This is a genomic window from Luteibacter yeojuensis (genome assembly GCF_000964085.1).
Classification (GTDB): domain Bacteria; phylum Pseudomonadota; class Gammaproteobacteria; order Xanthomonadales; family Rhodanobacteraceae; genus Luteibacter; species Luteibacter yeojuensis_A.
The window spans coordinates 38,588-60,788 of record NZ_JZRB01000016.1; the positions used below are offsets into that span (position 1 = coordinate 38,588).

Consider the following 22,201-nt stretch of genomic DNA (forward strand, 5'->3'; position numbering starts at 1 on the left):
TAGGTTGTGGTTGGCCCGTCGACCGCCGTGAGCATCTGCCCCGCATATGACGAATCGTTGGCATGGCGGCGACAATGCGCGAGTGCGTGATGACGTTACTGTTTCAACGCAAGATGTTGCGAACAATCGTTATTTCAAACGAGTTCGTAGGGGCGCATCATCTCGTTGTCCTCGTGTTCGAGGTAATGGCAATGCCAGACGTATTTGCCTGGCTCACCGTCGAAGCGCGTGATGATGCGAGTGACCATGCCGGGGTCGCAACGCACGGTGTCTTTCCAGCCGGCCTCGTGTGCTGCCGGTGGTATCGATGGCCCGGTGAACACGAGTTCCTTGCGGGCGTTCCACGCGTAAAGATCGAACGGGCGGCGCTCGACCACCTGGAAGCAAACAAGGTGCAGGTGGATCGGGTGCGCGTCGCCCGTCACGTTGACGAACGTCCAGGTTTCCACCGTACCCTTCTTCGGCCTTTCGCTGATGGGGTCGCTCCACATCTTTCCGTCGAGCAGCATCGTCATCGGGTTGCCACCCGAATCGTCCTGCTCGCCCAGGGCAAGCACGCGATCTTGCACCGCCGTGGAAGGGTCCATGCGCTGGACCGGCCGCAACGTGGCCGGCACGACCGAGGTGTCCGGGCGGCCCTTGGCGCGAACGCGGAACTCGACGATGCCGTCGGCCTGGTGGCGTAGCTGCACCGACTGGCCTGCGTACGCGCTGAAATCGACGATCACCTCGGCACGCTCTGCCGGGTAGAGTTCGATGTTCAGGCGATCGGTGGGCGCTGCCAGCAGCCCTTGGTCGCTGCCGATCTGCTGGAACGGCTTGCCATGTGACAGCGAAAGGTTGAAGAAGCTGGTGTTCGCCACGTTGGTCAGCCGCAAGCGATAGCGGCGCGGCTCCACGTCGAGGTACGGGTACAGCTTGCCGTTGCACAGCACCGCGTCCCCGCGGCACTCGGGCACCCAGGGCGCCTCCGGGTCGTCCGACACCGGGTAATAGAGCTTGCCGCTCCTGGCGAGCAAGCGGTCGTAGAGCATTAGCGGGATATCGAATTCGCCCGAGGGCAGCCCCAGGGCCTTCTCGTCGTCGTCGTGCACATGGAAGCTGCCGAACAGGCCGGCGTAGATATTCAGCCGGGTGATGCCCATGGCGTGGTCGTGATACCACAGGGTAGTGGCGTCCTGGTCGCCCGGATAAAGGGCGGTCAGTGATTTCCCCGGCACGTACCAGTCTTCAGGCCATCCGTCGTTCGGCGCGGAGACGCGCGCACCGTGCACATGGGTAATGGTGCGGACCTCGGGTTTGGACTTCTCCGCGCCGTGGATGCCATGGTCGATAGGCAGGAAATGCCGGGTGGGAAGCTCGTTCGCCCATTCCACCAGGACTGGCTCGCCACGGCGCGTCACGATCGTGGGGCCCGGCGTGGAGCCTGCGTAGCCCCATTGCGGTGTCGGCGGCAGATCCCGATGTACCTTGGCGCTGAAGGCCTGCATCGGCATGCGGTAGAACGGCAGCGGCCGGCTTCCGAAAGCGGCGTGGGTACGCGTGCCCGTGGGCAGGGCGATTTTTGGCACCGGCAAGGCGTCGACGAACTTCGCCATCGTCACCGGGTTCACCAGCGGCACGTTCGGCGCGGCCAGTCCCGGCATGGCCATGCGTTGCTTCATCGGCATGGCCATCGGCATATCCATGGCCTGGGCAATGCGCAGTGTGTCGACGAAGACGCAGGCGCCGGCGAATCCGCCGGCTACGCCCAGGAAACGGCGTCGGGAGTAGTCCATGGTGAGCCAGCGTCGGTTGCCTGTCGAGCAAACGAACGTAGGTCGCGCGAATGACAAAGATATTTCAGCGCCGTCGCTGGCGGAAGCGGTGACGAGTCGTGGTTTTCGACCATGCGCCGTCCGTGGCGGCGATCGCGACGCCGGTCAGTTGATGAACAAGAGCATGGCGTCGCCCCTGCTTACCGCTTCCTTGTAGAAGTTCACCATGTGCACAAAATAGTCGAAGACGTAAGTGCGGCCGTCGTCGGCGTCACGCGACCAGACCTGTGGGTAGATGTCCTGCTCGTCCATAGCCTGGGCATCGAAACGTGCGTGGAAATCCGCGTCGGATACCTTGGACAAGGCATCGGCAACGTCGGTCACTTGATGTGCCAGGAGAAAACGTGCCGGACCGTATCCGATGTCTTCCCCAATCTCCGTACCACCGAGTACAGACATACCCAGTGCACCTGACCCCTCCCAGGCTGACCCATTCAGTACGAAATGAATAGCGTGCCATGCCTTGTCCACATCCAATTGTCTGGCCGGACCATCGCCGGCGTCGGGATAGAGGAAGGCGGAAATCTCGCCCGGGCTTTCCTGAAGTCGCTTCAGGGTGACTTCATCGACGGCAACAAAATTACCAATCATCGACATGCATTTCTCCCTTGCGTCGTTGCGTAGTCCCACACGGTAAGGACTGACATTGCCTTCATTGCCTGACACCCCCGGGGCGCCCGATGGGTAATTCAGGTCTTGCTGGTTAGCTTGATGCCTGCTGGATCAGGGATATTGGTGGGCCCACCAGGATTCGAACCTGGAACCAAGGGATTATGAGTCCCCTGCTCTAACCGTTGAGCTATAGGCCCCCTGCGGGACGGGGGAGTTTACCCATGCACCGGGCAGCCGGTCACCTTCTTGAGGTAAACTTGCGGTTTTTTAGCGACTTAGCATGGCGCAAGCCCACCCACGAGCCGCTGTCCGGGGATCCACCTTCGTGCGCCTGCTGGCGCGGATGGCCGAGGTTGATGCCGGGCAGCCTGGCGGTTACCTGCCTGACCGGCTGAGCCAGTGGCTCAGCTGGACGCAGTCGATCGCCCTCTCGTCGGCGCTGGACGGTGCCGTGGCGCCGTTGGCGGATCTTCCCGGGGCGCGTGAGACGCCCACCAGCGCCTTGCTGGACGGCGCCCGGGCCGCCCTCGTCGAGGCGGTGACCGACCCGCAAGGCTGGGCCAGGGCCCGTTCCCGCGCCATCGCCCGTGCCGGCGGCGTCGAGGGCTCGCCCGTGGTCCGCGTGGAGTACTCCGCCCTCCGCGAGCGCTATCTCATGATACAACGCTCCATCCAGGGCACCACCGGCAAGCTGCGCGGCGAGCTTCGCGACCACCTCGCGGCCGCCTCGCCCGAGCTGGCCCGCCTGGCCGAGGTCGATGCCGTGATGGAGGGCGCGCTCAGCCCCCGCGAGCAGCGCCTGCTGGGTGGCGTGCCCGCCCTGCTCGAGGGCCGCTTCGACAAGGCGCGCCGTGCCGCCGAAGACCATGCCAGCGCGGATACCGCGTGGCTCGATGTCTTTATCCGCGAGATGCAGGATGTCCTCCTCGCCGAGATCGACGTACGTTTCCAACCGCTCGAAGGCCTCATCGAGGCCCTTCGCAGCCCACTTCTGGTAAGTCATGCGTAGAAACATCCTCCCCTTCGCCGTGTTCGCCGCGGGCCTCGCCATCGTGTGCTGGGTCGGCTTCGGCTATGTCGGCTCGAACCCGCTGGGCGCGCTCGTGGCCTTGCTCATCGGCATCGGTTACATCGCGGGCGCCGTGGAGCTGTTCCGCTACCGCCAGGCCACGGCCACGCTGGATGCCGCGACCGCCGAGCTCTCGTCCACGCCAGCGAGCCTGGGCGGCTGGCTCGACCACCTGCACCCGAGCCTGCGCCATGCGGTGCGCCTGCGCGTGGAGGGTGAGCGCAGCGCGCTGCCGTCGCCGTCGCTCACGCCGTACCTCGTCGGCCTGCTGGTGCTGCTCGGCATGCTCGGCACGCTGCTGGGCATGATGGCGACGCTGCGTGGCACCGGCATCGCGCTTGAAAGCGCCACCGACCTGCAGTCCATCCGCGGTTCGCTCGCCGCACCCGTGAAGGGCCTTGGCTTCGCGTTCGGCACCTCCATCGCCGGTGTCGCCACCTCCGCCATGCTGGGCCTGCTCTCGGCGCTGGCGCGTCGCGAACGCACGCACGCGGTGCAGCAGCTCGACCTGAAGGCCGCCACCACGCTGCGCGTGTTCTCGCAGGCGCATCAGCGCGATGAATCCTTCCGCCTGCTGCAGCAGCAAACGGAGCTGATGCCCACGCTCATCGATCGCCTGCAGTCGATGATGAGCGCCATCGAACAGCAGAACGCGGCCACCGGCCAGCGCCACGCCGATAGCCAGGATGCTTTCCACAGCAAGGCCGAGGCCACGTTCGCGCGCCTCGCGTCGTCGGTGGAGCAGTCGCTGAAGGATGGCGTCGCCGATAGCGCACGCGCGGCCAGCGCCGCGCTGCAGCCCATCTTCGAAACCACCATGGCGGGTATCGCGCGCGAAACCGCCACGCTGCACGCGAGCATCAACACGGCCGTCGAGCGCCAGCTGGAAGGCTTGTCGTCCGGCTTCGCTACGACATCGGCGAATGTCACGACGGCATGGAACGATGCGATCGCCAGCCAGCGCGCGGCGAACGAAGCGCAGGCCGATGCGTTGCGCACCGCCCACGAGGCGCAGGCGACGGACCTGCGCACGGCGCTTGATGCCTTTACCAGCGGCTTCGACAAGCGCGCGGGCGCCATGGTCGATGACGTGGGCGCTCGCCTCGATGCCTCGGCCTCGGCCACGCATGACGCATGGGCGCGCGCACTTGAGAGCCAGGCCACGGCGAACGACGCGTTGGCGGCACGCCATGAGCAGGCCATGGCCACCGCCTCGGAAGCCTTCGCCACGCAGGCTGCCGCGCTGGTCAGCACGATGCACAAGGCGCAGGCCGACCTCCAGGCCACGCTCACCTCGCGCGATGCCGAACGCCTCGCCGCCTGGACCGACGCCCTCGAGGCCATGTCGGCGTCGCTGGCGCAGCAGTGGAAGCAATCCGGTGACGAGGCCGCCGTGCTGTGGAAGCAGGCGGGTGACGATGCCGTGGCCCAGTGGAAGCGGGCGGGCGAGGACACCGTTGCCCAGCAGGCCGCCATCCGCGAATCGCTGGCGCAGGCCGCGAACGACATCACCACGCAGTCGCAGGCGCATGCCAGCGCCACCATCGCCGAAATCTCGCGCCTTGTCGACGCAGCGTCCGAGGCGCCCAAGGCGGCCGCCGATGTTGTCGCCGAACTGCGCCAGAAGCTTTCCGACAGCATGGTCCGCGATACCGCGACGCTGGAGGAGCGCAGCCGCCTGCTCGAAACGGTCGAGACACTGCTCAGTGCCGTGAACCACGCATCGACGGAGCAGCGCGCTGCCATCGATGGCCTCGTCAGCACCTCGGCCGAGCTGCTCGATCGCGTCGGTTCCCGCTTCGTCGCCCACGTGGAAGGCGAGACCGGCAAGCTCGAAGGCGTGGCCGAACGCATCACCGGTAGCGCCGACAACGTGGCCAGCCTCGGCGAAGCCTTCGGCGGCGCGGTGCAGGCCTTCGGCCAGTCGAACGAAGCACTGCTTGCGCGCCTGCAGGAGATCGGCGAGGCACTCGACCGCTCGCTGGCGCGCAGCGACGAGCAGCTGGCGTACTACGTCGCGCAGGCGCGCGAGGTGGTCGACCTGAGCGTGCTGTCGCAGAAGCAGATTCTTGAAGACATGCAGCAGCTTGCCGCGAAGAAGGGCGGGGCGAAGGCATGAGCAACGAGCTCGATGTCGACGGCGAATCGAACGCGCCCATCTGGGCGGCGTTCGGCGACCTGATGTCGGTGCTGCTTGGCGCCTTCGTGCTCATCCTCGTTGGCGTCATCGGCATGCAGCTGCAGCTGACAAACAAGCTGGAGCAGGAAACGAAGCAGCGCCAGGAAGAGCAGCAGCGCCGCATCTCGCTGGAGCGGGCGCTCGCCGCACCGCTCGCTTCGGGCCGCGTCACGCTGGTGAACGGCCGCATTGGCATCAGCGGCAACGTGCTCTTCGCGCTCAACTCCGACCAGCTTCAGCCCGAGGGCCGTGATCTGCTGAAGAGCCTCGCCGGCCCGCTGACGAATTACCTGAAGTCGCGCGAAGAGATCCTCATGGTCAGCGGGTTCACCGACGACCAGGCCGTGCACGAAGGTAATCGCCGCTTTGCGGACAACCTGGAACTCTCAGCCGAGCGCTCGCTGACGGTCACGCGTGCGCTGATCGCGGAAGGCGTGCCACGCTCTTCGATCTTCTCCGCCGCCTTCGGCGCCGAGCAGCCGGTGAGCTCCAATGCCGATGAGGCCGGCCGCGCAAAGAATCGCCGCGTGGAGATCGCGCCGATCCCGAAGCCAACGGCCACGGCTGCGGACGCGAAGGCCCATGGCCCGTAGCGCCGCCAGCCCTCTAGGTGAGCTGCTCGACCACCTGACGAAGCAGCATAGCCCGGCCGTCGATCTCGACGCCGAGCTGTCGCGCGTGCGCAAGCTATGGGACGCCACGCGCACCCGCAGCCAGCTGCAGCAAGCCGAGCTTCATCTACCTGAGAAAGAGAGCACGGGCCCGCTGAATTCCGCGGCGCTTGTCCATCGCGCGATGGAACTCATGCGCGAACTTTCGCCCGGCTACCTGCAGCACTTCCTGTCGTACGTCGATGATCTTTCGTGGATGGAACGGCTGAGTGTCGCCGCGGCGACGCCTGAGAAGGAAGCGCCGCGACCGGCGACGATCGGTACGAAGAAGCCTAAGGCGAAGCCGAGGGCTCGCAAGAAGCAAGACGCCCCATCTAACTGACCTTGTCTGCCCACAGTGAGGGCAGCGCGTCCAAGTCGTCCAGCCAATTCGCGAGCTGCGGATCGATCCACTGTATGGCTTGCCGCCCAAGGCTGTGCTGGTCGACCAGGGGAGGCGCAAGCCAAAGCAGGGGCTCGTGATGAAACACCCGGTTCCTCAGCAGCCGCATCTGGTTAAGCGCGCTGGATACCTCGTGTCTTTTGCGCATGGCCTTCGGGCAATGTGGAAACACCAGGCGAAGATCCTTCCAAAGATCGTCCTGAAGCCTTGCGTTGAAGAGTGTCGCCCAGAATCCGAAGGTGAGCTCAGCCACGATCTTGTCTGGCGAAGCGTGCTCTCCGCGCCGCCGTAGTTTCTCGCGGGCCGCGGCAATATCCTTGAGCTGCGACGCATAGGCCGGGTTGCCGATCCAGCCGCTCCACCAATCGGCTGTGCCATATTTTTCAGTGAGCCGGCCAGTAATACCGTTGCGAAGGGCGATCTCCAGAACCTGCAGCACAGGCATCAGCGCACCGGCAATGAGCAAATTCGCACGGTAGTCGTCGCTGGCAAGAGTGCGGCAACCACCCCGTTGCATGCAGTAGCGCGCCATGCGTGCGGCCGAGAAGTGTTTTTCAAGTTTTTCCCAATCCATGTGTTGCCACCTTCCACCTGATCGTTATACTGGCACCGCAGCCCTAGAGCTTCCTCTCCCAGCCACCCTTACTGGTGACGAAACTAGGTTTGGCAGTACGAAACCCGCCGAAAGGCGGGTTTTCTGTTTTAGCGATGTCTGGCTGCGATTTCTGTAAGGCGGCGGCGATCCCTACGTAAGTTTTTTCCGGCACGGTGTGTGAGAGATCGCCGAGGCACGGCCAAAAAAACGCCCGCTTGCGCGGGCGTTTTCGTTCCACCGGTGTTACCCAAACATCAATCGATATCGAGGAACGACCGCAGCGTTTCCGAGCGGCTCGGGTGGCGCAGCTTGCGCAGGGCCTTGGCTTCGATCTGGCGGATACGCTCGCGGGTGACATCGAACTGCTTGCCGACTTCCTCCAGCGTGTGGTCCGTGTTCATGTCGATGCCGAAGCGCATGCGCAGCACCTTGGCTTCACGCGGGGTGAGACCGGCGAGCACGTCGCGCACGGTTTCCATGAGGCCCGTCTCCGTCGCCGACTCGATCGGCGAGCTGGCATTGGTGTCCTCGATGAAATCGCCAAGGTGCGAATCTTCATCGTCACCGATCGGCGTTTCCATGGAGATCGGTTCCTTCGCGATCTTCAGCACCTTGCGGATCTTGTCTTCGGGCATCTCCATTTCCTTGGCCAGCTCCTCCGGCGTCGGCTCGCGACCGAACTGCTGGAGCATCTGGCGGGAGATGCGGTTGAGCTTGTTGATCGTTTCGATCATGTGCACCGGGATGCGGATGGTGCGCGCCTGGTCGGCGATCGAACGGGTGATGGCCTGGCGGATCCACCACGTGGCGTACGTGGAGAACTTGTAACCGCGGCGGTATTCGAACTTGTCCACGGCCTTCATCAGGCCGATGTTGCCTTCCTGGATGAGGTCGAGGAACTGCAGGCCGCGGTTGGTGTACTTCTTGGCGATGGAGATGACGAGGCGCAGGTTGGCCTCGACCATTTCCTTCTTGGCGCGGCGGGCCTTTGCCTCGCCCACCGACATGGCACGGTTGATTTCCTTGATGTCGGTGAGCGGCAGGTACAGCGTGCGCTCGATCTGCGCCAGCTTCTCCTGCTCGCCGTCGATGGCCTCGCGGAAATTCTTGATGTTCGGCGACCACTTCTGGCGCTTGCGCGACAGGTCGGCGGCCCACTCGAGGTTGCCTTCGTTCGACGGGAAGCTCTTCAGGAACTCGGCGCGCGGCATCTTCACCTGCTTGACGAAGATGTCCATGAGGATGCGCTCGTGGTGACGGATATCGTTCACCACTTCGCGCAGCTTGCGCACGAAGCTGTCGATGAGGGCCGACGGCAGCTTGAGGTTGAGGAACGCCTCAGACATCTGCTCGCGGATCTTCGCCACCTTCTTGTCGGCGATCTCGGCCTTGGGGGCCGATTTCTGGAACTTGGCGTGCAGCGAACGCAGCTCTTCCATGCGGCGCTTCACTTCTTCCGGATCGGGGCCGCTCGGGCCCTCGTCCTCGTCGCTGCTGCTGTCGCCGGAATCATCGTCGTCGTCGCTTTCACCGTCGGCATCGGACGTGTCGGCATCGGACTCGGCAGCGGCGGCCTGGGCCTCGTCGGCGGCGGCTTCGAGGTCGGCGAAGCCGGCCAGGATCTCGCTGAGGCGGCGCTTGCCTTCCAGGTGCTGGTCGTATTCCTCGAGCAGGAGCTGGATGGTGAGCGGGAACGAGGCGAGCGCGGTCTGGACCTGGTTCAGGCCCTCTTCGATGCGCTTGGCGATGGCGATTTCGCCCTCGCGGGTGAGCAGCTCGACCGTACCCATCTCACGCATGTACATGCGGACCGGGTCGGTGGTGCGGCCCACTTCGGAGTCGACGGCCGACAGCAGGGCCACGGCTTCTTCGGCCGCGGATTCGTCATCCGAGCCGGAGCCGGGGGCACCGCCGTCGCTGATGGTGTCGGTGTCCGGCGCGGAATCATGGACCTCGATGCCGACGCCCTTGAGCACCGCCATGATGTCTTCGATCTGCTCCGGGTCGACGATGTCGTCGGGCAGGTGGTCGTTGATTTCCGCGTACGTCAGGTAGCCCTGCTCCAGGCCCTTGGAGATGAGCTGCTTGATTTCAGACTGTTGCTCGTGAGCTTTGTTAGTCATGCCGACCGCCGCGGGTTACAGGAACCGATCAGTATAGTCATTTGATGATTTTTTGACCAGTTTTCAAGTGGATTGCTCCCATCCGAGGGACGCAAGAATCGCGCCAGAAAGCCTTTGGGGCCGGGCGTTTGCGTCGGGATGGGCATGGTAAGGGCCCTCAGCGCACCTCCAGGCGGAAAGTGACCGGGCCATCGTTGATCAGGTGAACCTTCATATGGGCACCAAAGCGCCCGGTTTCCACCCCCGGGGGGTGGGCGTCGCGGGCGAGCGCCACCAGGTGGTCGAACCAGCGCCGTGCCTCGTCGGGGGCCGCGGCCGTGGTGAAGCTGGGGCGCATGCCCTTGCGGGTATCGGCCGCCAGGGTGAACTGGCTGACCAGCAGCAGGCCGCCACCGGTCTCGGCCAGGCCCAAGTTCATCTTGCCCTCCGCATCGGAAAACACCCGGTACCCCAGCAACCGCTCGAGCATGCGCCGGCACTGTGCATCGCCATCGCCCGGTTCCACGGCCACGAGCGCCAGCAGGCCGGCGCCAATGGCACCCACCGTTTCCCCGTCGACATCGACGCGCGCGGATTCGACACGCTGGAGGAGTGAAATCATGGAGGCTGTAGCGGCTGGGGACGCGGTAGCTTAAGGGAGAAGCTAACATTCGGGCATGCGCCCCGATATCTACCTGCTCTACCTCTTCCTCCGCCTCGTCAGCCTGCTGCCGCTCCGCACCGTCCACGCCATCGGCGCGTGGCTTGGCCGGCGCTCGTTGCGTTCGAATTCCCGTAGTGCGCGCTACACCGCCACCAACCTGCGCCTGACCAAGCCCGGCCTCGCCGACGCCGAGCGGGCCGACCTGCTGCGCCGGACCATGGAAGAGGAGGGCAAGGGCGCCACCGAGATCGCCGCCATCTGGGGTGGCGGCTCCGACAAGGCCCTCGGCCTGGTGCGCGAGGTGGTGGGCGGGGCGTTGTTCGAGGCCGCGCTTGCCTCGGGCAAGGGCGTGATCATCGCTGCGCCGCACCTTGGCTGCTGGGAATTGCTCAACTACTGGCTGTGCAGCAAGACGCCCATGGCCATCCTCTACCGGCCCCCGCGCATCCATGCCATCGAGGCCCTGCTGCGCAAGGTCCGCGGCAAGCTGGCGCCGGAGCAGGTGCGCGCGGAGGGCGCCGGCGTGCGCACGCTGTTCAAGCGCCTGGGGGCGGGCGGCACGGTGGGCATCCTGCCCGACCAGAAGCCTCGCGAGGGCGAGGGCGAGTTCGCGCCGTTCTTTGGCGTGGATGCGCTAACGATGGTGCTGTTGCCGCGCCTCGCGTCGCGCACGGGCGCCACGGTGCTGTTCAGCTTCGCCGAGCGCCTGCCGGAGGGGCAGGGCTTCCGCATCCATGTGCTGCCCGCGCCCGAGGGCATCGCCGATGCCGATACGAAGGTGGCCTGCGCGGCGCTGAACCGCGGGGTGGAACAATGCGTGGCCATCGCCTACCCGCAGTACCAGTGGCACTACAAGCGGTTCACGGCGCACGACCGCCCCGACCCTTACAAAGCTAGCCCTTCCGCGACAGCCGGTTGAGGAACACTGCCATCTCCTTGCCCGCCTGGACATCGCCGCGGGCCGTGGCCGCATCGATGCCCTGGCGCCACGCCTCAGCGGCGCTGGCTTCGTCATCCTGCGCCAGCAAGGCCTTGCCCAGCAGCTTCCACGCGGCCGAGTAGGCCGGGTCGAACCCAAGCGCCTCGCGGAACGACTCGGCGGCGTCCGCGTATTGACCGTCGCTTAGCAGCGCGTTGCCGATCGAGAAGCGCAGCAAGGCGCCATCGCGCACACCGCCCACCTGGGCACGCAGGCGCTCGACGAGGGGATCGGTCATCGCGCGGCGCCGCGGGTTCGCCAGTAATCCAGCGGGTAGAGCTGCGTGGGCGTGGCCGGCTCGACCGGCACCCGGCCTGCCTGCAGTGCGCTTAGCGTGGCGGCATCCCAGATCATCAGCCACCCGGTGCGCGAGGGCTGGATGAGGCGGGCGAAGCGGTACGCCTCCGCGGGCGGGTGCTTGGCATACGACACGATGAGGCCGTCGGGGTGGTGCCGGGCGAAGTCGTCGAGGCTGTCGCCGTCGTGCACCACGTCGTCATCGTCGTCGTCGCTTGGTGCCGCCATGCCGGGCTGGAGCTTGATCTTGGCGATGGGGTGCATGAGCCGGCCGGCGAAGTGGTACTGGCCGTTGTACGAGACGCCGAGGTTGCCGATGGGGTGCCCGGCGGCATCGGCCTGCGACAGGTACAGCGAGGCAGGCGTGAGGTCGTAGCGATACCACAGGCCCAGCGTGAACAGGGCATTGAGCGCCACGGTGCCGATGAGCCCCGCGAAGGCCAGGCGGCGCATCTCGCCGCGGCCGCGCAATAGCAGCAACGCACCCAGCACGATGAAGACGACGCCAAAGAACCGGGCGTACGGCGCCATGCCCGTCAGCCAGATGTTGTCAGGGAAACGGGTGGGCACCACCGCCGGCATGATGAACAGCGCGATGGCGAGCAGGAACGCGCCCAGCGACAGCGGCCACGTGCCGAGCGCCCAGTGGTTGGCGAGGCCGGAGTGGCGCTCGCGCAGGTCGGCCACGCAGGCGGCCGCCAGCATGGTGACGCCGCCCAGTTCCGGGAGCACGTAATAGAGCTGCTTGCCGGTGATCAGCGAGAACACCAGGAAGGTGGGTAGCAGCCAGCACAACAGGAACCGCAGGCCGGGCTCCAGCGGCTGGCGCAGCAGGGCGATGAACAGCGGCACCAGCAGCACGATGACGAGCAGCTTGTCGACGATGGGCGGCAGGTGTGCCAGCCCCGATGCAAGCAGCAGGACAAGGGCCACGACCGTGCAGCCGATGGCAGCCGGCATGCCCGTGTTCCACGGCTTGCGGAACAGCGTGGTGGGTACGGCCACGAGGCCGCGCAGCCACCCGCTGAGCGGGAAGATGATGACGGGGAGGAAGAGCAGGTAGTACCAGGCCGGGCGGGCGTGGTTCTGCAGATCCTGCGCGTGCGTCTCGACGACGCGGCCAGCCGTCTGCGTGAAGAACAGGCGCTGGCGGTAGGCCTCGCCACCGGCCTCGCCGGCGGGGATGGCCCAGGCCAGCAGGATGGCGAAGCCAATGAGCAGGCCCAGCACGCCCATGCCATACCAGCGCGCCTTGTTTTGGCGTGCCCAGTCATTCCACAGGGGGCCGAGCACGAAGGGGAACGCCACGTGCAGCAACATCACCGGGCCCTTGGTGAGCAGGCCGGCACCGACGAGCAGGCCGAACAACCACCAGCGCGGCGCGGGCCGCGTGGCCGTCGGCGTGAGGCACAGCAATGCGCCCAGCACCCATGTGCAGAGCAGCACCTCGTACATGATCTGCAAGCCGAACAGGAACGCGTAGGCGAATGCCATCAGCAGCCAGGGCGTGGCCTTCGCCACCCACGGGCGTGACGGGAACAGGCGGCTCGCGAGCAGCGACGCGAGCACGAGCTGGGTACCGCCGAAGACCACCTCGAGGATGCGTGGCCAGATATCGCTGACGCCGAACACAGCCCAGCCGGCGTGGATCATCCAGAACAGCAGCGGCACTTTCTCGCTGTAGGGCTCGCCATTGATGTGCGGCACGAGCCAATGGTGGTGTGCCCACATCTCCCAGGCCACGGCCAGCGTGCGGGTGGAGAACATGGGCATCGGGCCGTGCGAGAAAATGGCCAGCAAGGCCATGGCCGCCCACAGTGGCAGCCAGGGCCACAGGGCTCGCAGGTGTTCCGATCGGGTATAGGCGCGGTTGGACAAGGGCGTCGGTACCGTTAAGGGATCATGAATTCTAAACGCATGGCGTGGCCATTGGCTGACTAACCATGTACCGCTACCCCTGTCGCGGCCTTGTCGAGACGCCTCAGGCCAGGCCGTCCAGGGCCTGGCGCAGCCGCGCGGCGAAGCCCGCCTGGTTGCGTTCGTACCATGCGCGGGCCGCCGTGCCGAGCTGCTCGAGGGTGGCATCGTCCATGGCTACCGCGGTGGTGACGGCCGCTTCAAGGGCGGCCTCGTCGAAGGCCCAGAGGCTGGAAGCGTTCAGGCTGCCGTTTTCGCGTGCCGCCACCAACAGGCCATGGCCGGGCCGTACCAGCTCATTCATCGGGGCGGCATCGGTGGCCAGCACCACCGCCCCGCAGCTCATGGCCTCGACGATGTAGTGGCCCCAGCCTTCGGCCTCCGAGAGGCAGACGTGGAACGCATGGGCGTTCTGCAAGCGGCGGATCGCTTCGATGTCGTCGATATAAGCGATGCGGTGGTCGAGGTTGGCAGGGGTGGTGCCCCCAGGCGTGGCTGTCGACGGTGATTGCAGCACGTGCAGCACCGGCCACTCGGGGTGGCGGCGCCAGGCGGCCAGTAGCCGCTCGGTGCCCTTCATGCGGCTGGCGCCGGCGAGATGCAGGAACGCGCGGTCGCGGGGGATGCCGTCACGCCGGCAGTCGATGCTCTGGAAGCCGATGACCCGCACCGGCAAACCCTGTGCGGCGAACGTGTCGCGTGCCACCTCGGTCTTGCAGAAGATGGCGTCGAAGCGGTGCAGCCGCTTGCGGTCGCGCCGCGACAACCACTCGGGGTTGGGCACCAGCGCGTTGCGCCGCGCCAGCCCGAGGTACGCGGGGTGCACGTGTTCGAGGGTGATGCCCAGGTCATATCGGCGCGGCCCACGGCCGCGCAGCCAGCCGAGCAGCATGCGGGCCCGGATGCCCCAGGCGCGCCAGGGCAGGCCGCGGCTTTTGCGCGGCACCGGGGTGACATCCACCTGGTGGCCAAGGTCGACGAGGGCATCGCGCAGCAACGTGATGTCGTGCGTGAGGCCGCGCCCATTGTCCCAGGCGATGAGGTGGATCATGGCCACGGTTCAGCGCGCCTTGCGGGTGGCGCGCTGGCCGAGCATGCGGCCGACATACACCGCGAGCCCCAGCACGAGGAAGAAGTACAGCGAGTGCGGCATGGCGCGGTAGAAGACGTTGTCGGTGAGGCCGCACAGCGTATACATGCCCGCCACCGCAAGGCCTGCGCACGCCGGCATCGCCACGCCGTTGTCGCGGTGCATGGCGTGGCGGCCGAAGAACCACAGCGTGGAACCGAACATCAGCAGCAAGAGCGCCAGCCCGGGCAGGCCGCCGGTGACCGCCCACTCCAGGTACTCGCTGTGCGGGTGGTCGTAGCGTTCGATCGAATCCGCGGCCTTGCCCTCGGCGATGCGGGTGCGCGCATACGTGCCGAACTGGTTGAGGCCCACGCCCGTCATCGGGTGCTCGCCCACCGCCATGCCGGCGTTGCGCCACATCTCCAGCCGCTCGCGGACCGCACCCGTGGTGTCCTGCTCGCTGTAGGTGGAGACCTCCTGCGACACCGCGGCGAAGCGTTCGGCCACTTCGCCGTGGAAGGCCGTCGTGGCCACGCCGATGGCGACCGCGCCGGCGACAAGCACGCCAGCCGCCTGGCGCCAGCGCCGCGTGCGCCGTGCCTGGATCACCACGAGCAGGACGAAGACGGGGATGCAGGACAGGAGGGGGCCGCGGCTCTGGGTCAGCAGCGCGCCGTAGACGCCGAGGATGGCGAAGACACCATGCAGCACGCGCTCGCCGCGCGGCAGCTCGAGGCGCAGGGCCTGGAGGGTGGCGATGAGCGAGAGCACCAGGATGAACATGCCGAACTCGATGGCGCCCCACAGGCCGTTGTTCACGCCGTAGACGCGATCAATGCCTTCGACGTAGTGCTGCTCGATGCAGATCAGGCCCAGCACGGCCGCCGAGGCGCTGAAGCCGATGCGCAGCACGATGGGGCGCAGCGGCGCGGAGAAGCTGACGGCGATGAGCAGGAACGCAAGGATGTGCGACATGACGTCGAACTCCTTGAGCGAAATGCCGTGCGCCAGCGTGTTGGCCAGCCAGAACAGGAATGCCGCGATGGTGGGCACCAGGACGGGGGCTGCGCGGCGGACCGCATCGCGGGCGTCGGCGCGCGTGGCAAGCAGCCAGACACCCATGAGCAGCAACAAGGCGGCGGGCACCGCCTTGGCCTTCACCGGCAGCGCGAACGACAGCGGCATGACGGCGATGAGCAGCGAAAGGATCCATGGCTGCCATGCGTTGTGTTTTTCTTGCACTAGGCACCTGAGGTGAAGGAATCGCGGCCCGGGAACGTACGCTGGGCATGGTACTTTAACGGATCGCGGATGCCGCAATTCAGCTAAGGCAAGCGTCGGGCATGAGGCTCCTGTTCACGAATTTCCACGCCGGGGACGGCGGTGGGCACACCACGTACGTGGCCGCGCTCGCGCGCGGGCTGGCGCCGCGGCACCAGGTGGCGGTGGCGGCGCCGCCCGGCAGCCGGCTCAACCGCGAGGCACGCGCCATCGAGGGCGTGGCCGTGATCGACCAGCCCTTCCCCAACGGCCTGGGCAAGCTCGCGGCGCGGGGCCGGGCGCTGCGCCATCTGCGGGCGTGGCTGCGGGCCCATGAGGTCGATATCGTCCATGTGAACGGCTCGGCCGACCACCGCCTGGCCATGGCGGCCGTGCGCGGGCTGCGCCGGCGCCCCGCCATCGTGCTGACCAAGCACAACTCCAAGCCCATGACAGGCCCCGGCCACGCGTGGCGTGCAAGGTTCGGCACCGACATGGCCATCGCGGTGTGCGAGTACGTGCGCCGGCAACTACAGGCCTCGCCCTACGCACGCTGCCGCCTCGCCACCGTGTTCAACGGCGTCGATATCCACCGCTTCGCGCCCGGCGCCGCCGCTGCCGATGGGCGGCCTGCCTGGCTGGCGCCGGCGGACGAGGGCGCGGCGCTGCTCGTGGGCAGCAACGCCGGCACGGCCCGCTACAAGGGCTGGATGGACCTTGTTGAAGGCCTCGCGCTGCTGCCGCCGGATGAACGCGGCCGGTTCCGTGTCGTGCTGGCTGGCGGCCTGCCCGGTGCCGACGACCTTGCCCGCATCGAGGCCCTCGGACTGGCGCAGGCGGTGCATTTCACCGGCCGCCTGGACGATGTGCGGCCCATGGTGGCAGCGCTGGATGCCGGCTTCGTGCTGTCGTGGGATGTCGAAACCATCTCGTTCGCATGCCGCGAGATGATGGCGATGGGTAAGCCGGTGCTGGTAAGCGACTACGCCGGCTTGCCTGAAAACATCCGTGCCGGCGTCGATGGCTGGGTCGTGCCCGCGCGCCAGCCCGAGGCCATCGCCCAGGCGTTGCGCGGGCTGTGGCAAAACCGCGCCGCCCTGCCGGCGATGGGGGCTGCCGCGCGCGGCCATGCCGAGGAGCGATTCGGCCTCGAGCACTTCGTCGAGGCGACGGAGAACGCCTACGCCGGGCTTCTTTCGAGCAGGGCGTAGTACATGCCATCGAGGTCGCCGTCGCCGGGCAGCACCTGCCAGCCGACTTGGGCCGGCTGGCCCACGGGCAACGTGATCGGAACGGCCACCGCATCGTCGCGGCCTTCGAGGAAAGCCGCCACCACGCCTTCGTTCTCGCGGCGCAACAGCGAACAGGTGACATAGAGCAGGCGCCCCCCGGGCGCCAGCGTCGCCCAGCACGCGGCGAGGATCCGCGCCTGCTGCGCCACCAGGGCATCGATGTCGGTGGCCCGGCGGTGCAGGCGCACGTCCGGCCGCCGACGGATCACCCCGGTGGCCGAGCACGGTGCATCGATCATGATCCGGTCGAACGGCGTGCCATCCCACCAGGCCGCGGGCGCGCCCGCATCGCCGACCACCACCTCGGCCTGCAGGCCAAGGCGTTCAAGGTTCTGGCGAATGCGGCTGGCGCGGTGGGCTTCGTATTCCACCGCAAGCAGGGCCACGTCGGCGCGCTCGGCCACGTGGCAGGCCTTGCCACCCGGGGCCGCGCATGCGTCGAGGACGCGCTGGCCGCGGGCCACGCCGAGCAGGTCGGCCGGCACCTGGGCCGCGCCATCCTGGACAGCGAAATGGCCCTCGGTGAAACCCGGCAGCCGCGTGACGTCGGTGCTATGCGGCAGCACCAGCGCATCCTCGAGCCACGCATGTGGCGCGACATCCTGCCCGGCCACCGTGAGTGCCGCCGCCACGGCATCGCGCGTGGCACGGCGGCGGTTCACGCGCAGCATCAGCGGTGGCTCCTGGTTCGCGGCGGCCAGGACGGCATCGGCCTGCGCCGGCCAGTCGTGGGCGATCGCGTCCGCGAGCCACGCCGGGTGCGCGTGCCGGGTGGCGGGGAGGGCATCCAGCGCGGCGTTCAGTGCCTCGCGCTCGCGCTGCCACCGTCGCAGCACGGCGTTGACCAGGCCGGCAAGGCGCGGGCGGCGCAGCTCGCGCGCCGCCTCCACGGTAGCGGCGACCGCGGCATAGCCGGGCAGCTCCAGGGTCTCTAGTTGCACGAGGCCGGTGACCAGCAAGGCATGAATGACTGGTTCGCTGCGGCGTATGGGTTTGTCGAGCAGCCGGTCGAGCGCCGCGTCGAATCGGGGCCACCAGCGGGCCCCGTCGTTGAGCAGCGCGGTGAGCAGGGCACGATCACGCGAATCGGGCAGCCTCGGCAGTGCGCGATCGGCTACCTCGCGGAGTGAGTGCCCGGAGAGCGCGATGCTGGCCAGCGCCTCGGCGGCCAGCGCGCGCACGGACGGGGCCTTGCTCACGCCGACGCCTGCTTCAGCTCCGGCCGCGCGTTGAGGTAATCCGCGGCGCCGATGCGGCGGCCGCCGGCGCGCTGTACGGCGGTCAGGCGCAGGGCGCCCGTGCCGCAGGCGATATCGATGCCCTGGCGCGTCGCGGCAAGCACCGTGCCGGGTATGGCGCCGGGCTTGCCTTCGATGGCAACCGCCGCCCACACGCGCAGGTGCTCGCCGGCCACGTCGCCCTCGGCCACGGGCCACGGATCGAAGGCGCGAACCTTCCGCTCCAGCGCGATGGCGGGCTGGCTGAAATCGAGGCGGGCCTCGGCCTTGTCGAGCTTATGGGCGTACTCGACACCCTCGGCGGCCTGCACGCGGGCGGCAAGCGTTTCGCCCGCGAGGACCCGGCGCAGGCCCTCGGCGAGTGCGTCGGCACCCAGCGTGGCGAGGCGGTCGTGCAGGCTGCCACCGGTATCGTCGCCCGCGATGGGCGTGCGGCGCTCGATAAGCACCGGGCCCGTGTCGAGGCCGGCCTCCATCTGCATCAGATCGACGCCGCTTTCGGTATCGCCGGCGAGGATGGCGCGCTGGATCGGCGCGGCGCCTCGCCAGCGCGGCAGTAGCGATGCATGCACGTTCCAGCACCCAAGGCGCGGGATGGCAAGCACCTTGCGCGGCAGGATGAGCCCGTAGGCCACCACCACCATGAGATCGGGCGCATACGCGGCAAGGCGGGCGCGGTCGGCCTCGGCCTTGAACGATCCGGGCTGCTCGACGGGCACGCCGGCCGCCAGCGCGGCTTCCTTCACCGGGCTGGCCGCGAGCTTGCGGCCGCGGCCGGCAGGGCGATCAGGCTGGGTATAGGCGGCGACCACGTCGGCCCCGGCGGCACGGCAGGCCTCGAAGCAGGGAACCGCGAATCCGGGCGTGCCGGCGAACACCACGCGCAAAGGGGAAGCCGCCATGGATCAGGCGCTGGCCTTGCGCTGTTTTTCCATCCGCTTCAGCAGCATGCCGCGCTTGAGCGGCGACAGGTAGTCGACGAACACCTTGCCGGCCAGGTGGTCCATCTCGTGCTGGATGCACACGGCGAGCGGGCCCTCGGCCTCGACGATGATCTCGTTGCCGTCGACGTCATGGGCCTTCACCTTGACCTTGAGGGCGCGGGTGACGTCGGCATAGATGCCCGGGAACGACAGGCAGCCTTCCTGGTAAACCTGCTGGCCGTCCTTTTCGAGGATTTCCGCGTTGATGAGGGCGAGTGGCTCGTTGCGGTCTTCGCTCATGTCGGCCACGAGGACCCGCTTGTGCACGTTGACCTGCGTGGCGGCCAGGCCCACGCCGTTGGCGGCGTACATCGTCTCGTACATATCGGCCAGGAACTGCTTCAGCTCGGCGTCGAACACGGTGACGGGGGCGGCGACGGTACGCAGGCGCGGATCGGGGAACTCGAGGATGGTGAGGATGGACACGGTGTCACCTTAAGCGGTTGCGGGGCGGCGGGGGCGCGCCATGCCCGGAAAATTGCGGGCAAGTCGGCGAAAACCAAGCGCTTCTACCCTGTACGATGCCGCCATATTCTACGCTCACGCCGAGGGCCCGGCGAGCGTGGCGACATATTGTGCCCATTAACGATTCGGTTACACTCGCGACAGCAACGGGGAAGGGGGAAAACCCGCCATGATCAAGAAGTTCGCCATGCTGCTCGGCGGCATGTTTTTCACCGTGGCCGTTTACGCCGCGGCGGCCCAGCTGCGCCCGAACGCGCCCGATACCTACACGGTGCGCAAAGGCGACACCCTTTGGGATATCTCGGCGAAGTTCCTCCGCAAGCCGTGGCTATGGCCCGAGATCTGGCAGGCCAACCCCCAGGTCCGCAACCCGCACCTCATCTACCCTGGCGATGTGCTGAACCTCAGCATGTTCGGTGGCGGCCCGCGCATTGGCCTCCAGCCGCGCGTTCGTAGCGAGGGCGAGCCGGTCACGGCCATCCCGCTGTCCGAGCTGCGCATGTTCCTCAAGGATATGCGGGTCATGGACGCCGACGCCGTCGAAAGCGCCCCGTACGTGGTCGGCTTCGAGGACGCCCAGCTGCGCGGCACCCCTGGCAACAAGGTGTACGCCCGCGACCTCGACTCGGCCCAGCCCGGCCAGCGCTGGGCCATCGTCCGCCCCACGCATCGCTTCCGCGACCACGGCGACGACCCGGGCAACACCGATATGGTGAACAACCCGGGCCACGGCGGCTTCGTGGCCGATTCGCTCGACAGCGATGTCTCCATGGCGCCGAGCCCCTGGCGCGAAGACACCCGCCACGACACGCACAACGGCAAGGGCAGCGATGCCGGTGTTGAGGTATCGGTCATCGGCACCGCCGAGGTGCTCACCACCAACGGCGATATTTCCAGCCTGGTGGTCGTCGATTCGACCATGGAAATCCGCAAGGGCGACCGCTTCATGCCGGTCGACGACAAGCCGTACGACCCGTATTTCTACCCGCATGCGCCGAAGGCCCTGCCGGCCGATCCCCGCGTCGCGGGCATCAACGATGCGTCGTACGGCGTCGGCAGCCGCCAGGTCGTGTCGCTCTCGGTGGGCAGTGCCGATGGCGTCGACAACGGCACCACGTTCCAGGTCATGAGCCGGGGCGAGAAGATCGCCGACGAGGTCAGCGGCAACTACAACCGCCGCAGCACGTCGCGCAGCGCGCAGCTGCCGGATGAGTACGGTGGCCACGTCATGGTTTTCAAGACCTTCGACCACGTCAGCTACGCGCTGGTGATGGACGCGCTACGCCCCGTGCGCCCCGGCGACAAGCTGGTGATGCCGGAGTAAGCACGGCCCACGGCCATGCTTACGCGAAAGGGAGGCTTCGGCCTCCCTTTTTTGTCTGCGCAGGCCTACACGACGGCGCGGGCACGCGCCGGTGCGCACCCCCCTAGACTGTCGGCATGAACGACTCCGACCTCCGCGACTGGCTCATCCTCATCCGCGCGCCCGGCCAGGGCGCACGCCGCATCCGCGAGGGGCTGGTGCTGCGCGGGGGTGTCGGCGGGTACATGGCGTGGCTGCGCTCGCACGGGGAGCGCCTGCCGGCGGAGACGCGCGCGTGGCTGGCCGCACCCGACGAGGCCGCCCTCGCCCGTGACACGGCCTGGCTGCAGGGCGCGAACCACCGGCTGCTGCTGTGCACCGACGAGGATTACCCGCCCCAGCTCGAAGCCATCGCGGACGCCCCCGCCGCGCTGTTCGTCGCGGGCGACGCCGCCCTTCTCCTGCGGCCCCAGGTGGGCATCGTGGGCGCCAGGAAGGCCCAGGCGCCGGCGCTGGCCACCACGCGCCGTTTCGCGGCCGAGCTGGCCGCTGGCGGCCTGCTCGTCACCAGCGGCCTGGCCGACGGCGTCGATGGCGTTGCCCACGCCGGCGCGCTCGATGCGGGCGAGCCCACCGTCGCGGTCATTGGCACCGGCCCCGACCTGGTCTACCCCAGCAAGCACCGGGCGCTGGCGCACCGCATCGCCGAACAGGGTGCCATCGTCAGCGAATTCGCGCCCGGGACGCCCTCATGTGCTCAGAATTTCCCCATGCGCAATCGCATCATCGCCGGGCTCAGCCTTGGCGTGCTGGTGGTCGAGGCCGGGCTGCGCTCGGGGTCGCTCATCACGGCCCGCTATGCGGGTGAGCAGGGGCGCGAGGTCTTCGCCTTGCCAGGGTCCATACACAATCCGCTTGCCGAGGGCTGCCATGCCCTCATCGCCGAGGGCGCGCAGCTGGTCCAGCGCAGCGACGAGATCCTGGCTGCGCTGGGGCCCGCCGCCGTGGAGCTGGGTGCCGAGCTGCGTGCGCGGCTGGCCGGTCCCGGGCCCGCCGTGCCGGTGGCGAAACGGCCCGCCGGGCCGTTCGATTGGCGCCAGGATGACGAATATCGCCGCCTGATCGACGCCATGGGTTACGATCCCGTCCTTTTGGATGCCCTCGTGGGCGGCACCGGGCTAGCCCCCGGCGCCCTGTCATCCATGCTGCTGATGCTGGAACTGGAGGGCGAGGTCGCGGTCCTTCCCGGGAACCGTTACCAGCGCGTGGTTCGGTAGCCGGTGCTTGACAGCCGTCACGGCGGT

The 22,201-nt window shown here is 67.6% G+C and carries 20 protein-coding genes and 1 tRNA gene; 8 read left to right on the top strand and 13 right to left on the bottom strand.

The window, feature by feature from the left end; all coding sequences use genetic code 11:
• Positions 1-134 precede the first annotated feature (134 nt).
• The 3 genes from VI08_RS08205 to VI08_RS08215 all read right to left on the bottom strand — a co-directional run bounded on the left by VI08_RS08205 (position 135) and on the right by VI08_RS08215 (position 2,626).
• Positions 135-1,778, bottom strand: a complete 1,644-nt coding sequence (locus tag VI08_RS08205; RefSeq protein WP_052697780.1) for a multicopper oxidase family protein — start codon at positions 1,776-1,778, stop codon at positions 135-137.
• A 144-nt stretch (positions 1,779-1,922) separates the two neighbouring features.
• Positions 1,923-2,414, bottom strand: a complete 492-nt coding sequence (locus VI08_RS08210; protein ID WP_045829084.1) for a YfbM family protein — start codon at positions 2,412-2,414, stop codon at positions 1,923-1,925.
• 136 nt (positions 2,415-2,550) lie between these two features.
• Positions 2,551-2,626 (bottom strand) — tRNA-Ile (locus tag VI08_RS08215).
• An 83-nt stretch (positions 2,627-2,709) separates the two neighbouring features.
• On the opposite strand from VI08_RS08215, the gene VI08_RS08220 reads away from it, so the two are divergent.
• The 4 genes from VI08_RS08220 to VI08_RS08235 are packed head-to-tail and all read left to right on the top strand — an operon-like array spanning position 2,710 to position 6,670.
• Complete coding sequence (locus VI08_RS08220) at positions 2,710-3,438, top strand: DUF3348 domain-containing protein (protein WP_045829085.1); 729 nt, start codon at positions 2,710-2,712, stop codon at positions 3,436-3,438.
• The gene (locus VI08_RS08225) at positions 3,431-5,617 is read left to right on the top strand and encodes a DUF802 domain-containing protein (protein ID WP_045829086.1); all 2,187 of its coding nucleotides are present in this window, start codon (positions 3,431-3,433) and stop codon (positions 5,615-5,617) included. Before VI08_RS08220 ends, VI08_RS08225 begins: the two co-directional genes overlap by 8 nt.
• Positions 5,614-6,270, top strand: a complete 657-nt coding sequence (locus VI08_RS08230; RefSeq protein ID WP_045829087.1) for an OmpA family protein — start codon at positions 5,614-5,616, stop codon at positions 6,268-6,270. Before VI08_RS08225 ends, VI08_RS08230 begins: the two co-directional genes overlap by 4 nt.
• Positions 6,260-6,670 carry a DUF2894 domain-containing protein gene (locus tag VI08_RS08235; RefSeq protein ID WP_052697782.1) on the top strand — a complete coding sequence of 137 codons (411 nt, stop codon included), beginning with the start codon at positions 6,260-6,262 and terminating at the stop codon, positions 6,668-6,670. The genes VI08_RS08230 and VI08_RS08235 overlap by 11 nt, the downstream gene beginning before the upstream one ends.
• Here VI08_RS08235 and VI08_RS08240 read toward each other — a convergent pair.
• The 3 genes from VI08_RS08240 to dtd form a co-directional block, all read right to left on the bottom strand.
• Positions 6,663-7,304: a hypothetical protein gene (locus VI08_RS08240; protein ID WP_045829088.1), complete on the bottom strand. Its 642-nt coding sequence runs from the start codon at positions 7,302-7,304 to the stop codon at positions 6,663-6,665. The genes VI08_RS08235 and VI08_RS08240 overlap by 8 nt on opposite strands.
• Positions 7,305-7,579: 275 nt before the next feature.
• Positions 7,580-9,448: an RNA polymerase sigma factor RpoD gene (gene rpoD / locus VI08_RS08245; RefSeq protein WP_045829089.1), complete on the bottom strand. Its 1,869-nt coding sequence runs from the start codon at positions 9,446-9,448 to the stop codon at positions 7,580-7,582.
• Positions 9,449-9,605: 157 nt separating this feature from the next.
• A complete protein-coding gene (gene dtd, locus VI08_RS08250) occupies positions 9,606-10,049 on the bottom strand; it encodes a D-aminoacyl-tRNA deacylase (protein WP_045829090.1) in 444 nt (147 codons plus the stop codon).
• A gap of 55 nt (positions 10,050-10,104) precedes the next feature.
• Between dtd and VI08_RS08255 the strand changes: the two genes are divergently transcribed.
• Complete coding sequence (locus VI08_RS08255; RefSeq protein WP_045829091.1) at positions 10,105-11,010, top strand: lipid A biosynthesis acyltransferase; 906 nt, start codon at positions 10,105-10,107, stop codon at positions 11,008-11,010.
• Here the strand turns inward: VI08_RS08255 and VI08_RS08260 are convergent.
• The 4 genes from VI08_RS08260 to VI08_RS08275 all read right to left on the bottom strand — a co-directional run bounded on the left by VI08_RS08260 (position 10,985) and on the right by VI08_RS08275 (position 15,598).
• Positions 10,985-11,308, bottom strand: a complete 324-nt coding sequence (locus tag VI08_RS08260; RefSeq protein ID WP_045829092.1) for a tetratricopeptide repeat protein — start codon at positions 11,306-11,308, stop codon at positions 10,985-10,987. The genes VI08_RS08255 and VI08_RS08260 overlap by 26 nt on opposite strands.
• Complete coding sequence (locus tag VI08_RS08265) at positions 11,305-13,173, bottom strand: ArnT family glycosyltransferase (RefSeq protein WP_428992138.1); 1,869 nt, start codon at positions 13,171-13,173, stop codon at positions 11,305-11,307. Before VI08_RS08265 ends, VI08_RS08260 begins: the two co-directional genes overlap by 4 nt.
• A gap of 175 nt (positions 13,174-13,348) precedes the next feature.
• Positions 13,349-14,335 (bottom strand): glycosyltransferase, encoded by a 987-nt coding sequence (locus VI08_RS08270; protein WP_232309499.1) that lies wholly within the window; start codon positions 14,333-14,335, stop codon positions 13,349-13,351.
• A gap of 9 nt (positions 14,336-14,344) precedes the next feature.
• Complete coding sequence (locus VI08_RS08275; protein WP_052697783.1) at positions 14,345-15,598, bottom strand: O-antigen ligase family protein; 1,254 nt, start codon at positions 15,596-15,598, stop codon at positions 14,345-14,347.
• Positions 15,599-15,699: 101 nt separating this feature from the next.
• Between VI08_RS08275 and VI08_RS08280 the strand changes: the two genes are divergently transcribed.
• Positions 15,700-16,827: a glycosyltransferase gene (locus VI08_RS08280; protein ID WP_045829095.1), complete on the top strand. Its 1,128-nt coding sequence runs from the start codon at positions 15,700-15,702 to the stop codon at positions 16,825-16,827.
• On the opposite strand, the gene rsmB is transcribed toward VI08_RS08280, so the two are convergent.
• Genes rsmB through def form a run of 3 tightly spaced genes read right to left on the bottom strand, consistent with a single transcriptional unit; the run spans position 16,797 to position 19,555 of the window.
• Positions 16,797-18,107: a 16S rRNA (cytosine(967)-C(5))-methyltransferase RsmB gene (gene rsmB, locus VI08_RS08285; protein ID WP_198148881.1), complete on the bottom strand. Its 1,311-nt coding sequence runs from the start codon at positions 18,105-18,107 to the stop codon at positions 16,797-16,799. The two genes, VI08_RS08280 and rsmB, sit on opposite strands and share 31 nt — an antisense overlap.
• Complete coding sequence (gene fmt, locus VI08_RS08290) at positions 18,104-19,048, bottom strand: methionyl-tRNA formyltransferase (RefSeq protein ID WP_045829096.1); 945 nt, start codon at positions 19,046-19,048, stop codon at positions 18,104-18,106. Before fmt ends, rsmB begins: the two co-directional genes overlap by 4 nt.
• Before the next feature lie 3 nt (positions 19,049-19,051).
• Positions 19,052-19,555: a peptide deformylase gene (gene def, locus VI08_RS08295; protein ID WP_045829097.1), complete on the bottom strand. Its 504-nt coding sequence runs from the start codon at positions 19,553-19,555 to the stop codon at positions 19,052-19,054.
• Between the two features lie 208 nt (positions 19,556-19,763).
• On the opposite strand from def, the gene VI08_RS08300 reads away from it, so the two are divergent.
• Both VI08_RS08300 and dprA read left to right on the top strand, forming a co-directional pair.
• A complete protein-coding gene (locus VI08_RS08300; protein ID WP_045829098.1) occupies positions 19,764-20,918 on the top strand; it encodes a LysM peptidoglycan-binding domain-containing protein in 1,155 nt (384 codons plus the stop codon).
• Positions 20,919-21,034: 116 nt separating this feature from the next.
• A complete protein-coding gene (dprA, locus tag VI08_RS08305; RefSeq protein ID WP_045829099.1) occupies positions 21,035-22,174 on the top strand; it encodes a DNA-processing protein DprA in 1,140 nt (379 codons plus the stop codon).
• Positions 22,175-22,201 lie beyond the last annotated feature (27 nt).